General features: G+C 44.9%; 15 protein-coding genes and 1 pseudogene. 5 read left to right on the plus strand and 11 right to left on the minus strand.

From position 1 onward, the window contains the following. Position 1 precedes the first annotated feature (1 nt). Together ICE89_RS06115 and ICE89_RS06120 are read right to left on the minus strand one after the other, a co-directional pair. The gene (locus tag ICE89_RS06115) at positions 2-313 is read right to left on the minus strand and encodes a metalloregulator ArsR/SmtB family transcription factor (RefSeq protein WP_216265225.1); all 312 of its coding nucleotides are present in this window, start codon (positions 311-313) and stop codon (positions 2-4) included. A 1-nt stretch (position 314) separates the two neighbouring features. After that, positions 315-1205 carry an MBL fold metallo-hydrolase gene (locus ICE89_RS06120; protein WP_216265226.1) on the minus strand — a complete coding sequence of 297 codons (891 nt, stop codon included), beginning with the start codon at positions 1203-1205 and terminating at the stop codon, positions 315-317. Between the two features lie 72 nt (positions 1206-1277). Between ICE89_RS06120 and ICE89_RS06125 the strand changes: the two genes are divergently transcribed. Together ICE89_RS06125 and ICE89_RS06130 are read left to right on the plus strand one after the other, a co-directional pair. Then, a complete protein-coding gene (locus ICE89_RS06125; RefSeq protein ID WP_216265227.1) occupies positions 1278-2096 on the plus strand; it encodes a sulfite exporter TauE/SafE family protein in 819 nt (272 codons plus the stop codon). A gap of 62 nt (positions 2097-2158) precedes the next feature. Then, positions 2159-2659 carry a hypothetical protein gene (locus ICE89_RS06130; RefSeq protein WP_216265228.1) on the plus strand — a complete coding sequence of 167 codons (501 nt, stop codon included), beginning with the start codon at positions 2159-2161 and terminating at the stop codon, positions 2657-2659. Between the two features lie 56 nt (positions 2660-2715). On the opposite strand, the gene ICE89_RS06135 is transcribed toward ICE89_RS06130, so the two are convergent. The 6 genes from ICE89_RS06135 to ICE89_RS06160 form a co-directional block, all read right to left on the minus strand. Beyond that, positions 2716-3444 (minus strand): ABC transporter ATP-binding protein, encoded by a 729-nt coding sequence (locus ICE89_RS06135; protein WP_216265229.1) that lies wholly within the window; start codon positions 3442-3444, stop codon positions 2716-2718. Between the two features lie 30 nt (positions 3445-3474). Continuing rightward, positions 3475-5403, minus strand: coding sequence for an ATP-binding cassette domain-containing protein (locus tag ICE89_RS06140; protein WP_216265549.1), 1929 nt, complete (start codon positions 5401-5403; stop codon positions 3475-3477). 2 nt (positions 5404-5405) lie between these two features. After that, positions 5406-6284 carry a branched-chain amino acid ABC transporter permease gene (locus ICE89_RS06145; protein WP_072583996.1) on the minus strand — a complete coding sequence of 293 codons (879 nt, stop codon included), beginning with the start codon at positions 6282-6284 and terminating at the stop codon, positions 5406-5408. A gap of 141 nt (positions 6285-6425) precedes the next feature. Beyond that, entirely contained in the window at positions 6426-7610 is a 1185-nt protein-coding gene (locus ICE89_RS06150) for an ABC transporter substrate-binding protein (protein WP_216265230.1), read from the minus strand. A gap of 135 nt (positions 7611-7745) precedes the next feature. After that, positions 7746-8633 carry an EamA family transporter gene (locus ICE89_RS06155; RefSeq protein WP_216265550.1) on the minus strand — a complete coding sequence of 296 codons (888 nt, stop codon included), beginning with the start codon at positions 8631-8633 and terminating at the stop codon, positions 7746-7748. A gap of 22 nt (positions 8634-8655) precedes the next feature. Then, the gene (locus tag ICE89_RS06160) at positions 8656-10281 is read right to left on the minus strand and encodes a GMC family oxidoreductase (RefSeq protein WP_216265231.1); all 1626 of its coding nucleotides are present in this window, start codon (positions 10279-10281) and stop codon (positions 8656-8658) included. Positions 10282-10525: 244 nt separating this feature from the next. Here ICE89_RS06160 and ICE89_RS11780 point away from each other — a divergent pair. The 3 genes and pseudogenes from ICE89_RS11780 to yjgA all read left to right on the plus strand — a co-directional run. Beyond that, positions 10526-10699: pseudogene (locus ICE89_RS11780) on the plus strand (type II toxin-antitoxin system RelE/ParE family toxin); the annotation flags it as partial. A gap of 40 nt (positions 10700-10739) precedes the next feature. Next, positions 10740-11057, plus strand: a complete 318-nt coding sequence (locus tag ICE89_RS06170; RefSeq protein WP_216152090.1) for a helix-turn-helix domain-containing protein — start codon at positions 10740-10742, stop codon at positions 11055-11057. A gap of 31 nt (positions 11058-11088) precedes the next feature. Continuing rightward, the gene (gene yjgA, locus ICE89_RS06175; RefSeq protein ID WP_216265232.1) at positions 11089-11616 is read left to right on the plus strand and encodes a ribosome biogenesis factor YjgA; all 528 of its coding nucleotides are present in this window, start codon (positions 11089-11091) and stop codon (positions 11614-11616) included. Here yjgA and ICE89_RS06180 read toward each other — a convergent pair. Genes ICE89_RS06180 through ICE89_RS06190 form a run of 3 tightly spaced genes read right to left on the minus strand, consistent with a single transcriptional unit; the run spans position 11613 to position 14573 of the window. Beyond that, a complete protein-coding gene (locus ICE89_RS06180) occupies positions 11613-12701 on the minus strand; it encodes an acyltransferase (RefSeq protein ID WP_216265233.1) in 1089 nt (362 codons plus the stop codon). The genes yjgA and ICE89_RS06180 overlap by 4 nt on opposite strands. A gap of 40 nt (positions 12702-12741) precedes the next feature. Beyond that, entirely contained in the window at positions 12742-13341 is a 600-nt protein-coding gene (locus tag ICE89_RS06185) for a c-type cytochrome (RefSeq protein ID WP_216265234.1), read from the minus strand. After that, positions 13338-14573 (minus strand): sorbosone dehydrogenase family protein, encoded by a 1236-nt coding sequence (locus ICE89_RS06190; protein ID WP_255558733.1) that lies wholly within the window; start codon positions 14571-14573, stop codon positions 13338-13340. Before ICE89_RS06190 ends, ICE89_RS06185 begins: the two co-directional genes overlap by 4 nt. Between the last annotated feature and the right edge of the window lie 53 nt (positions 14574-14626).

Raw genomic sequence — 14626 nt, forward strand, 5'->3', positions numbered from 1 at the left:
ACTACTTTTTACAATAGTACTTATAGAGTAAGCCCATTACTGCTACAGCAACCTCGCTAGCCAGGGAATAGTAAATTTGCTTACCTTCTCTACGTGTCTTGACTAGCTTTTCTTTGCGAAGAACCGTTAATTGCTGAGACAGGGTGGGTTGATGCAAGTCTAAAGCAGCCTCTAGCTCACTGACACATTTTTCACCCTGGCCAATTTCACATAACAGCATCATGCGATCACTATTGGATAAGACCTTCATTAATTTACAAGCATCTGCGGCTGACGCTTGCATTTTCTTTAGCTCGGATTTAGTTAGAGCCATATTAAAGAGCGTTCAAAGGGATTTTTAAGTAGGATTTACCATTGGCCTCTGGCTCAGGCAGATGGCCTGCGCGTATGTTCACCTGTATGGATGGCAGTATGAGGTTAGGCATATCTAGAGTTGCGTCACGTTTATTACGCATCTGTACAAACTGTTTCTCACTGATGCCTGTATGCACATGAATATTGGACCTCTTCTCCTCGCCAACGGTTGTGCAATACGCCACAGGACGATCCGTAGGTGGATAGTCATGGCACATATATAACTTAGTCTCATCAGGATAAGACAGCACCTTCTGAATAGAGTCATATAAAGTCTGGGCGCTACCCCCAGGAAAGTCACAACGCGCCGTACCAACATCTGGCATAAATAGAGTATCCCCAACAAATAAAGCATCTCCAACTTCATAAGCCATACAAGCAGGAGTATGGCCAGGCACATAAAGCGCTTTTAGCGAGAGGGCTCCAAATGATAGGGATTCACCATCTTTTAATAGGTGATCAAACTGCGATCCATCAACAGCAAATTGCTTATCCAGATTAAAAACATCCTTAAAAACGTTTTGCACATTAGTAATATGATCTCCAATGACAATTTTCCCGCCCAACTGACTCTGGATATAAGGCGCTGCTGTAAGATGGTCTGCATGCGCATGGGTTTCTAGAATCCAAACCAACTGCAATTGCTCACTTTGAATAAAGCCTATGACTTCATCTGCAGACCGAGTAGAGGTTCTACCGGATTTAGAGTCATAATTTAGGACTGAATCTATTACCACGCAGGAACTTTCCTTTCCCGCATAAACAACATAGGTAAAAGTCCAGGTTTCTGGATCAAAAAACGCTTTAACATCAGCATGAGAGCTTGAATTCACAAAGGCCTTTCTTGGCATTACTACATTTATTCTCGAAAAGAGTAATTGATATATATATTTATATATTATCTTAATATAAAATTAATTTCAATGGACTACTCAATCTTTATCAGCCCCGGCTTAGGTCTTATTGTGGGCTTATTAATGGGCCTTACAGGCGCTGGTGGTGGGATCCTGTCAGTTCCATTGCTGGTATTTATCCTGCATTTACCAGTAGCTGAGGCAGCTCCAATCTCCCTCGCTGCAATTGCACTCTCGGCAGGGGTTGGCGCACTACTGGGATTGAAGAACAAGATTCTTCGATATAAAGCCGCTGGATTCATGGCGATTTTTGGATTGATACTTTCTCCAATTGGATTATGGGCATCGAAGCGCATACCGAATGCTCCGCTATTAATTCTTTTTAGCTGCACACTGTTCTACGTTTCCATTCGACTATATCGGCAAGCGCACAAAGAAATTAAAGGCATACCTGATTTCGCAGGAAAGTCTCCGCCACCATGTTTACTGGATTCCTCCAGAGGCAAGCTCTCTTGGAATGTTCCCTGCGCTAGAGCATTAATGTTTTCAGGTGGATTAGCGGGCCTACTATCGGGGCTCCTTGGTGTCGGCGGAGGTTTTGTGATTGTTCCTGCGCTCAAGCGTTATACCGACTTACCTATCAACTCAATAGTCGCGACATCATTGGGTGTACTTGCCATTATTGCCGGGGGTGGCACCCTTTTCTCCGCCATGTCAGGAAGCCTTGACTTTGCAATTGCAGCACCTTTTGCATTGGGAGCCTTGCTTGGCTTGTTGATTGGCAGGGGCATGGGCAAAAAGCTCAGCGGTCCAAGACTGCAGCAAATTTTTTCTGTTTTGACATTTTTCGTTGCAATCAGCCTGATTCTTAAAGGACTCTCAAGCTGATGAAAAGACCTTTAGCATCCTGTATCTTTATTCTTATATTCAGCCTTTTGGGAGTTCTGCTGATGTCAATTATTAAACCAAGCAATTTTCTATCTAGCTCAATCAGCACCATTTCTGGGGTGGTCAGCAACCTCAATAACGAGTTACTAGAATATGTAAACCCAGAAAAGCCTACTCATGACCATTCTTCGCAGTATTACAAACGCTTTTTTATTTCCAAATTTAATTTGGGTAATGCAGCGGTCGAAGCGAAGTTTTCCGCTCCCATGCGGATTGCCGATGGTGATCAGATGACCGTGTCGGGCTACCTAAAGGGCGATAGCTTTCAAGTACTTGCCTATAACAACCAAACCCAACAAGTAATCAGCAATGAAAATTGGGTTGTATTGAGCTTGGGTGCCGTCTTCTTTCTTGCAGTGGCCATAGGCCTACTGAATAGTGAACTCGTAGCTGAAGGCGCACTCATTCCCAAACTCTTTCTTTTTGGATTTACTTTGGTTGCCCTTTATATGGGATATCGCGCTTTGCTGATTCGAGAGGCTATAAAACTCTTATCCAGCTAAAGAAAAAAGCCCTTATTGCTAAGGGCTTTTTAATTACTTTCGGCTTAGACAATTACTTAGTGGCCACCAGCGCCACCCAAATAAGCAGCCTTCACAGTAGGATCGTCCTTAAGCTTGGCAGCAGGTCCGTGAGTAGCGATCTTGCCGTTCTCCAGAACATAACCGTAATCGGCTACGTTTAAAGCGGCAGCAGCAAACTGCTCAACTAGCAACATCGTTACGCCCTGCGACTTCAAGTTAGAGATGATTCTAAATACTTCCTCAACCAAGATTGGAGCAAGACCCATAGATGGCTCATCCAAAAGAATGATCTCTGGGTTCAGCATCACAGCACGAGCCATTGCCAACATCTGCTGCTCACCGCCAGACAAAGTACCAGCCAATTGATTGCGACGTTCCTTGAGACGTGGGAACATTTCAAGAGACTTTTCTAAGTCATGCTTGATGTCACCTTTTGGGCGGCTACCTGTGAAGCGTGGAAACGCACCAAGCAACAAGTTGTCAGTGACGGACATGGTCGTAAACACGCGGCGGCCTTCAGGGCTGTGAGCTAAACCTAGGCGGGCGATTTTATGAGAGTCGTAACCGTCAATTTTTTCTCCGCCCAATGTCACTTCACCGGCTGTTGGTTTGATCATGCCTGTGATAGCGCGCATGGTAGTGGTTTTGCCGGCACCGTTTGAGCCAATCAAAGTAATTACCTGTCCTTTAGGAACATCAATATTGATGCCATGGAGGACTTTAACTTTGCCGTAGCCTGCTTCAAGATTCTTAATAGATAACATGGTATTTACCGATTCAATATGTTCTAGTGATTAAGTGCCCAAGTAGGCATGAATCACCTTCTCGTCTGCCTGAACTTCAGCTGGTTTACCTTCTGCAATCTTCTGACCGAAGTCCAATACAGAAACGGTATCGCAAACTGACATCACCACATCCATGTGATGCTCAATCAGGATGAAGGTAATACCGCTATCGCGGATCTTACGAATAATGCGCAAGAGCTCTTTGATGTCGGGCGCAGTTAAACCAGCAGCTGGCTCATCCAACAAGAGCAATTCTGGATCCAATGCCAATGCACGAGCAATCTCAAGCAAACGTTGCTTACCATATGGCAAGTTGCGCGCTTCTTCATTCGCCAAATCATCTAGACCAACGAATTTGAGCAATGCCATGGCACGAGCATGCGCTTCAGCTTCTTCTTTCTTATAACGTGGCAGATGTAATGCAATCTCCACCATGTTGGATTTGAAGGTGTGATGTAAGCCAACCAAAATATTTTGGATCGCCGTCACTTCACCGAAGAGCTGAACGTTTTGGAAGGTACGTGCGATACCAGACAAGGCGATATCGGAAGAAGTTTTACCAACAACACTTTCGCCTGCGTACAACACGTTACCGGCTGTGGGCACATAAATACCAGTCAACACGTTCATCATCGTGCTCTTACCTGAGCCGTTAGGACCGATCAGGCCATGAATAGTGCCGCGCTTGATGCTGAGGTCAACATTGTTCAATGCCTTTAAGCCACCGAACTGCATCAATACAGAATCCACCTTCAGAAGCTCGGCACCCGTATTTTGATTGGCAACAGTACTGATGAAGCTAATAGAATCATCCACTTCTTCGTGATCACCGCCGCGAGTAGTTTTCGCCTTGCCAACCATCGCTTGGTAGAAGCTTTTCGCAAAACCAACGATACCGCTTTGCAAGTAATACACCACTAGCAAAATCATGAAGCCGAAAATACTCAAACGCCAGTCAGAAATGCTATTCAACCAGAATGAAAATGCTGCTAAGCCCACTACGCCGATGATAGGAAGAGCTACACGCTTAGGAGTAGTGATCTTCTTAGATAAAGCCATGCCAGCACCCACAACCACCACGATTGCAATAACCGAAGCAACGATGCGGAATAGATTGATGTCGTCCAAGAGTTTTGGCAACAATACAATGATGGCAGCACCAATCAATGCGCCCAAGCGAGACTTACGTCCGCCCATAATGATGCCGAGCAAGAAGAGAACAGCCAACTCATTGTTATAAGTATTTGGTGAAATATATTGCTCTGAATAAGCGTATAAGCAACCAGCCAAACCAGCAAAGCCGGCGCTAATCACAAATGCGATCACCTTAAAGCGATAAACAGATACACCCATACAGTCACAAGCAATTGGGCTGTCACGCAATGCTTCGAATGCGCGGCCAATTTGAGACTTTACAAAACGGTCGACTACGATCAGAGAAATGATCAAAACTGCAGAAACCAACCAGAAGTACTCTGCCTTCGTCATTGGGACACCCATTAACTCTGGCTTTGGAATCTTGATGCCCAAAGGCCCTTCGGTCAACCAAGTCATCTCATTAATCAGAATCTGTGCAATCGTACCGAACGCCAAGGTCACCATCGCCAAATAAGGTCCAATTACTTTCAATGCTGGCAAAGCTAAGATGCCACCAAAGATTGCGGTAACAACAATAGCGGCTGGAATATTGACCCAGATTGGCATACCAAAGTGGAAATACAAAACACCAGCGGTATACGAGCCAATTCCGAATAAGGCTGCATGCCCCAATGAAACCTGACCAACATAACCGACAACAATATCCAAACCATATAACAAAATGGTGTAGATCAGAATCGTTTCAACTAAGTGAATGTAGTAAGGGTTGTGAATAAAGAGGGGCAAACAAATCAGGCCCGCAATCGCAATCAATATAGGTAATAGAGACTTCAATTTCATCATTAAACTTTCTTAATCGCAGATTTGCCAAAGAGACCAGATGGTTTGTACGCCAACACGAGCAATAGCAAGATCAAGCCGGGCACATCTTTGTAACCAGTAGAGATATAAAAACCGGTTGCTGTTTCTACGATACCGAGAATCAAACCACCAACAATAATGCCAAGACCGCTAGATAAGCCGCCAATAATTGCAACTGCGAAAGCCTTCAAGCCTAGTGCGCCACCCATGGTTGCGCCAGTCAGGGTTAACGGTGCAATCAATACGCCCGCGAACGCTGCTGTTAAAGAAGAAAGTGCATAAGAGAAGGTAATGACTACGCTGGTATTAATACCCATCAAGCCAGCTGCATCACGGTCGTTTGCTGTCGCAACAACCGCTTTACCGTAAATAGTTTTGCGGTTAAAGAACTCCACCAACAACATCATCACCAACGCGCCAACGACCACTAAAATTTCCATTGGCAGAATATTTGCACCCAAGAAACTCATTGGCTCCATTGGTAAAGGCGAAGGAAATGGCAATGCATCACGACCCCAAATATTTTCAGCCACGTTCTTAAAAATAATACCGAGTGCGATGGTAGACATAATCCAACCAAACTCCGATTTAATCTTAATTGCAGGACGGACGCCGATGAGCTCAACGAAGCTACCTTGCAACATACCAAACAAGCAAACCACTGGAATCATCACCCAGTAATTCATGCCAAAGGTATCTACGCAAGTTAAACCTACAAGAGCACCTAACATCAGTGCTTCACCCTGACCGAAGTTCAAGGTGCCAGATGTGGCAAATGTGAGCTGAAAGCCGAAAGCGATGACCGCGTAGATCATCCCCACCGCTATGCCGCTCGAGAGGATTTGTGCAAACATGTCCATGTTATTGGCCTAAATATTCTTAAAACTGTTTTATTAACGAATCCGACATTGTAAGCAAAACGCCGCTTTTAGGCGGCGTTTTGCTTTATCTAATGCTGCAGTGCAAAATAAATATTTAAATTGCCTGCCCTAGAGCTTAAATTACTTCTTTTTCGCTGTTGCGTCCTCAGCATTTAAGAACTGAACGCGTCCACTTTCAACTACGCCCATAACTACGTCTTTGGATTTGATAGCTTCATGATCGGTTGCAGTGAATGGCTTGTTGTAAGTAATCACAACGCCTTCAACAGGAGGCTTCAGATCTTGCAATGCTGCCAAGATCTTTGGTCCCTCTGTGCTGTTAGCCTGCTTGATAGCGGCAGCCAACAAATAAACAGAGTCGTATCCTTGAGCAGCAGAAACCGGAGATGCAATGATGCCATTCTTAGGTTTGAAGTCTTTCAAGTAAGCTTCAACGAAAGCTTTGCGCTTTGGAGTTGTTGCAGGACTTTGAATGAAAGTTTCCGGCATATTTGCGCCATCACCATTTTTACCAGCTGTATCAATAAAGCTAGCCATTGACAATGTCCAGCTACCAATCATTGGTTTTTTCCAACCCAACTTTGCCATACCGTTAGCAATTTGCGCTAACTCAGGTCCAATTGCGTAAGTCAAAACTACATCAGCACCAGCATTTTTTGCTTTGAGTAATTGTGAAGTCATATCAACGTCACCAATATTGAACTTTTCAGTTGCAACTGGAGTTACGCCGTAACCTTTCAATGCCTTCTCTAAGTCCTCGCGGCCTAACTGGCCGTAGTTTGTTGAGTCAGCCAAAATTGCCACTTTTTTCAAGCCGCGCTTCTCAACCGCTTCTTTAGCGATCATTGGGGCTTGAATATTGTCAGCTGCAGCATTACGGAAAACATAGTTTTCAGCAGCATTTGGAAACTGATGGGTAATCAATGTACCTGTTGCAACGTTATTGAATACTGGAATCTTTGCTTCTTGATAAAAGCGTTGTGAAGCCAATGCAACACCGGTATTGATGTAACCCAAAGTAGCAACTACTTTTTCGTTGTTAATCAATTCTTGTGCAATTTGTACGCCACGCTCGTTTTTCGCTTCATCATCGCGCTCAACCAAAACGATTTTGTTGCCGTTGATACCACCAGCAGCATTAATTTCTTTTGCAGCAAGGCGAACACCGTCACGCATACTGACACCCATTGAAGATGAACCACCAGTAAATGGACCTGCAACACCAAGTTTGATATCGGCAGCATGAGCGCCGGTTGTAAGCATTGCAGCAGCGGCTACTGCAAAAATGTGATGACGAATGTTCATAAAGTCTCCATGACTAAAAATTGCTAATTAATAAATACTTTTTTATAGGTAAAACCGAAACGAACAGTTATCTTACTGTTAATACAAAGGCAAAAAAAGGGCTTTGTATTAGGGTTTTACATTAGCCCTAGAGACTTATGAAAATCGCTTTTTAAGGCCACGCTCAATGTTTGGCCAAAAAAGGTTGATGATCAGTCCAACTATCACCAAGCCCGCCGCCAAGATCTTCCATAAGGGCAATGACTCCCCCAAAAAATAGGCTGCTGCTCCCATGCCAAAAATAGGTACCAGCAAAGGCGCAGGCGCCACCACTGCCGCTGGATGCTTAGAAAGGAGCCAGGCCCACGCTGAATAACCAAAGATGGTGTTTCCCCAAGACTGCCAAAGAACACCAGCCCATGCCCCTACTGGGGCTGAGGTTAAGGAAATATTCATGTGCTCCCACCCACCCTCAAAAAGGAAAGAAATCGTAAATAGAGGAGGAATCGCAAAAGCACTTGCCCAAACCACATAGGCCAGCATATTAATAGAGCCCGCCCTGCGGCTAACCGTATTGGCAACCCCCCAAGAAAAGCCAGTAAATACCACCAAGGCAAGGCCCAAGAAGGTGGTTGTGGCATCAGTGTGCAACGCAATAATTGCCAAGCCAGCCATAGCAACTAGCACCGCCAGCATTTGATAGGTGCGCAAACGCTCTTTGGCAAAAAACATCGCAAAGCCGATAGTGAAAAATACCTGGGTCTGAATCACCAGAGAAGCGAGGCCCGGGGAGATACGGCCATCGATCGCAAAATAAAGAATCCCGAACTGCCCCACGCCTACAGCCAAACCATAAATGCAAAGATTAATCCAAGATGTTTTAGGTCTTGGCACAAAGAAGACCAGAGGAAAAAATGCAAAGGTATATCTCAGTGCAGCGAATAAAAATGGTGGAAAAGCTGCAAGTGATAACTTAATCACTACAAAGTTTGTACCCCAAACTGCCACGATGGCCAGCGCCAGTAATAAATGACTGGCTGGCAGCGAGTAAGCCTTCTGCGAAGTCTTAGGCACGCGTCAGCAATTCCGCTACGCGCTCAGCGATCATCATTGTGGGAGCGGCAGTATTACCCGAGGTAATCGTAGGCATCGCCGAAGCGTCGACTACACGCAGATGACGAATACTTCTCACGCGTAATTCAGAATCAAGTACTGCCATCGGATCGTTTTCACGCCCCATCTTGCATGTGCCTACCGGATGAAAGATGGTTGTACCAATATCCCCCGCCGCTTTGATTAATTCAGCGTCGGTTTGATATTGCCTCCCAGGCTTATATTCTTCTGGCATGTACGGCCCCAGCGCAGCCTGTTCCACAATCTTGCGCGTGAGACGTAAAGATTCTGCTGCTACCTTGCGATCTTCATCAGTCGACAAATAATTCGGACTAATCACTGGTGGCGCTTCGGGGTCGGTCGAGTTAATGTGAACACTACCCCGCGAGGTAGGGCGTACATTGCAAACGCTTGCCGTAAAGGCATTAAACGAATGCAAGTCTTCACCAAACTTTTCTAATGACAATGGTTGCACGTGATATTCCACATTGGCACGCTTTTGTTCTGGAGAACTATAGGCAAATGCGCCCAACTGAGATGGCGCCATCGACATTGGGCCAGACCGCTTGAAGAGATACTCTAAGCCAATCATCATCTTTCCTAAAAGCGTATTGGCTTTAGTGTTCAAGGTCTTAATGCCATTGACCTTGTAAACCATGCGCAGTTGTAAGTGATCTTGCAAGTTCTCGCCAACACCTGGGAGATCAGCGATAACAGGGATACCTAATTGGCTTAAATGTGCGGCAGCGCCAACACCGGACCGCTCTAGAATTTGTACGCTACCAATTGCGCCTGCACTCAATAGCACCTCTCCACCCTGCTCGATAGAACATAAGGCTTCGCGGGATTGGCCATCCTTAATATACTCAACCCCAAGACAATTTTTAGTAGCAGGATCAATTTTGAGTTTGCTCACAACAGCTTGAGTTAATACCGTGAGATTAGGACGCTTTGCAGCATCCCTTAAAAAAGCTTTCGATGTATTTAAGCGCCAACCAGCGCGTTGACTCACATCGAAGTAACCCACACCAAAGTTATCGCCACAATTGAAGTCCTCTGAAGCCGGAATACCTGCCTCAACTGCCGCCTCTTTAAATCGATCCATGATGGGCCAACGTAAGCGCTGCTTTGAAACAGTCCACTCACCGCCCTTACCATGCCATTCATTTGCAGCGCCGTGATAATCCTCAAATGACTTGTAACGCTTAAGGGCATTTTCCCAAGACCAAGAATCGTCACCAGTTGCCTGAACCCAAGACTCGTAGTCACCCGCTTGACCACGCATATAAATCATGCCGTTGATGGATGAACATCCACCCAAAACACGGCCACGCGGATATAACAAAGATCGTCCGTTTAAGCCTTTTTCAGCAGCCGTTTTAAAACGCCAATCTGCCCTTGGGTTATCAATGCAATATAAGTACCCAACTGGAATATGGATCCAGATGTAGTTGTCATTTTTACCCGCCTCAATCAGCAAGACTTTCTTGTTGGGGTTTTCAGTCAAGCGCTTAGCAAGCATACAGCCAGCACTACCTGCTCCGATGATGATGTAATCGTAAGTATTTGCTTGAGCCATCTTTTTATTTAAATTTATTTGTCACGCTCTCATTATTTACCAATACAAAACTTCAGGTATTTCTTGGCATTTTTGTTGATTTGTTATAAAATCATATTTGATCTAATATTAGATCATGAGAACCACCTTTAAAAAAGCATTTGCCCAATTTGTAAAAAAGGCCTCCAGGCCTCTGCAGTTAGCAATTGAAATGAAAGTCGCTGAAGTTTGCGATAACCCGAGGATAGGTTAACAAAAGCTAGGAGATCTTCAGGGGGTATTTGTTTATAAATTTCGCTTTAATGCACAGGAATATTTGATGGCTTACCAGTTTGATCATTTTGCTGATGAAATAAAAATAACCTGGATTGAGTTTTGCCAAATTGGATCTCATGAAAATTTTTATACCCAGTTAAAAAAATCTATTCGACTCAAATGACGACTTCAATCTACCTCAATAGAGAAAGTGAGTACTACATATGACTCAATCCATGACAGCAGAGGATCTATATGCTCACGTGCAAAAAATGCCCTCAAAAGAACGGATTAAATTTTTCTCATTAATTGCTATCAATGCCTTTCAGGAAAATGACTATACGCATGAGCAAGTATTTGGACACCTCCGAAATGCGACGTTCTCAGCAGAAGAGGCGGCAGAGTTTTTAGAAATCTCACTTCCCACCTTGCGAAGGTACGTTCAGGCTGGCAGATTAAAGCCTACATCACTCATTGGAAGAAGCCAGCTATTTTCTAGTGCCGATCTGAAACTACTAAAGCAGAAAATCAGCAAAGCATAGCTAAAGTCCAATACCCGTCTAAAATAGCGATATGCATATTAATGAGAAGAATCGCACTCCCAAGCTAGCTGACCCTGATGATGGGCCTAGCAAGTCCGAGTTAAAGCGCCAAATGACTGAACGCCAGAAATTGGCAGAAGTGTTGGCCGCCCTCAGTAGTGAAGCCTTGAAGACCATTCCCCTTGATGAAGCAATCAAGGCTGCTGTTGCAGAGACTAACAAGATTAAGAGTTTTGAAGCGATTCGCCGTCATAAGCAATATCTTGGCAAACTCATGCGCTTCTTAGACGACGAAGAATTAGATGCGATCCAGAAGCGCCTGGATGCGATTCAAGGTGTGAGTAAAGCCGAGACTGCAAAACTGCATTTCTTAGAAAGCTATCGCGACAGACTGATTGCGAATGATGAAGCTTTCACTAAGATGATTGAGCAATATCCCGATATGGATATTCAGAATATGCGCACCTTAATTCGGAATGCGCGTCGTGAGAAAGAACAAAACAAGCCGCCTAAGGCCTACCGCGAAATTTTCCGCGTTCTTAAAGACATGGGTCTTTAAAGCTTGATCTTACGCGCCGGCACTTCTACCCAGCGATAGAGATAAGTTGCTGTCACCCAGCTAGCTACTATAGCAACCAACATCAAGGCAAGCGCCATGACACCATCATGGAAGGCGCTCATTCCCCAGGCGATATACACCGTATTTGCTAGCAAGACAAACGAAAAATGAATTAGGAACGCGCAGTATGATCTTCTGCTCCCCCAGAGAATGACATTGACCAACTTATGCTTTCTAGATTGATGTTGAGGACGCCTCTGATCTTGTTTTTGATCTTTGTAAGCCGAGTCTCCCCAAAGGATGAGGGCAATGGCGACTATGTAGGCCAATATATTTCTGAGCCAAATTTGGTGAAAGCTTGAAACCACAATGACTACACCAATCCCTACAAACATGATTTTGGCAAATCGATTTACCCTAGGGTCAGGATAGTTCTTGCAAAGCTGCGCCAGCACCCCAAGCCCATAAGCCCCTATAAAGTAAATGAAGTAGTTTTCATAAGCGCCAGAGCGATTAAAAAATAGTAAGGATGCTACGCAGAGCACTAACAACATCCATATCAAAGAACGAAAACCGGGAAACATTCCCAACATGATTGCCAGAATGGCATAAAGCTGCCAATCAATCGCCACATACCAAACGCCAGCAGAAATCGAATCTAAACCTAAGATCCCTTGTAGAAAAAATAAATGAGCTAAGAATTGCCCTAGGGTTTCTGATTCCCCAACAAACTCATCCCGAACCCAAAAACGCGCTATCCAAGCACAAGCTATCGTGAGAATGAGCGCCACCACATAGGGTGCAAATAATCGTAAGTAACGATTAAAAATTACTTTCAATACATTGCGGGCATTCTTCAGATCAGTAGAACGGGTCAGTGATTGGGCCGCCAAATAGCCGCCCATCACTAAAAAGATTTGTACTGCGTAACGACCATACTCAAACAACCAAGTTATGACCCCGGGGAGTAGCAAACGCGCATCTTCTGCAATTTGCCCATAACTCGAGAAATGATGCAGGATGATGATTAAGGCTGCAAAGGTCTTTAAAAAATCGACGAGAAGAAAATGGTTTTTGGACTGCAATGAGAATATTTAGTAAAGAGTTGATTAGGGACTGCTGGAACTACTTCAAAGAAGCAGCATATGCAGCCAAGGCATCAATATCGTCATCGCTGAGGCCACGTGCCGCACTTCCCATTGTGCCATCCATATCAATTCGCGCACCAGATCGAATATTCTTCAGTTGAGTAACGAGGTATTCCTTGGATTGCCCAGCCAATCGTGCAATGTGTTTCTGACCTTGAAACTGCGGACCATGACAGGAGTTGCAATACTGGGTACTAGAGATTTGTTGCCCTTTGGTAATTTGATCGGCGTTACCTGATTTTGCAGGCGGCGCAGGCAAGCTAGCATAGTAAGCAGCAATATCGCGCATGTCCTGGTCGCTTAAGCCGGCCGCAAGCGCTGCCATTGCCCCACCATTACGCTGTTGCCCCCTAAACTGAATCAGTTGATACGTTATTGAGAGAGGCGGTTGTGCAGCAAGATTCGGAATCTCTGGAGAGATGCCAATGCCATTTTCACCATGACAAGCAAAGCAGCTTTGTGCTTTGACTTTGCCTGCAGCAGCATCAGGTGGCGCAGCAGCTGCATTCAATGACAGAAAAGAGAGATTAAAAAAGGCCACCACGAGGATGGCCTTAGTGCTGATTACCAATTTCATTTACCGTATGACACGCGGAAGATTGCACCAGTCTCATCATCGGATACCAACATCGATCCATCTTTGAGAACTTGCACATCCACTGGGCGACCCCAGAAGTTTTCACCCTCAACCCAGCCAGTAATAAATGGCTCTAGTTTGACTGGTTTGTTCTTACCATCCAACACTACGCGTACCACTTGATAGCCGGATTTCTTCGTTTTATTCCAAGAGCCATGCTCAGCAATAAAGATGTTGCCTTTGTATTCTACTGGGAACATATTGCCGTTATAAAAACGCATACCCAATGCAGCAACGTGAGCACCCAGTTTCATTTCTGGCTTATCAAACTCATCGCATGAACGCCCCTTACCGAACTCAGGATCCAAAAAGTCGCCTTGATGACAGAATGGATAGCCGAAGTTCATACCTTTATGAGCCAAGCGATTTAAGGTGTCGTTTGGCAGGCTCTCATCTACCCAATCACGGCCATTGTTGGTAAACCAAAGTTCTTTAGTACCTTTTTGGAAATCCATGCCAACGCTATTACGAACACCAGTAGCCACGTATTCCAAAATATTCGTTTTCAAGTTCAAGCGCACTATCGCAGCATGAGTAGATGGCGGTACAACAATATTAGCTGGCGTACCGATCTGGAAATACAAATACTGTCCATCAGGGCTTAATGTCATGAACTTCCAACCATGCGGCTCATCTTTAGGGAGCGCATCGAATACCACCACTGGTGCTGGTGGGTTATCTAAGTTCTTTTCAATATTGTCGTAGCGAATAATGCGTGAAAGTTCGGCAACATAAAGTGAACCGTTTGCAAATGCAACGCCATTCGGGCGATGCAAGCCTTTAGCAATTGTCTTTACTTCACGCTTGCCATCTTTCGTTACCACTGCATAAACGTTGCCAGTAAAGCGAGTGCCTACATAAACCGTACCACTTGGAGATTCTGTCATTGAACGGCCATTAGGCATGCCAGAGGCCCACAACTCAACCTTAAAACCAGCCGGTACCTTGAGCTTGCTTACAGGAATTTCATCCGCAGGCATAGCAGAGATACCAGGAGGATTAGGTGCCAATGAAGGGTTCATACCATCAGGCGTTCTACCTTGTGCCCAGGTTGGTGGAATGCCGCTAGCTGGTGCAGCAGCCGGAGCCTGTGCGCCAGCAATACTAACGACTGCCATGCCGGCAGCAAACATTAGCGCGTGAAGAGCGCTGTTCTTCATGTTGTGTTTCATTCTGGATCTCCCGTGATTTTGTTTATTTTATTAATAAAGCAATGCTATAGCAT

It is taken from the genome of Polynucleobacter sp. AP-Kaivos-20-H2 (assembly GCF_018882215.1).
Classification (GTDB): domain Bacteria; phylum Pseudomonadota; class Gammaproteobacteria; order Burkholderiales; family Burkholderiaceae; genus Polynucleobacter.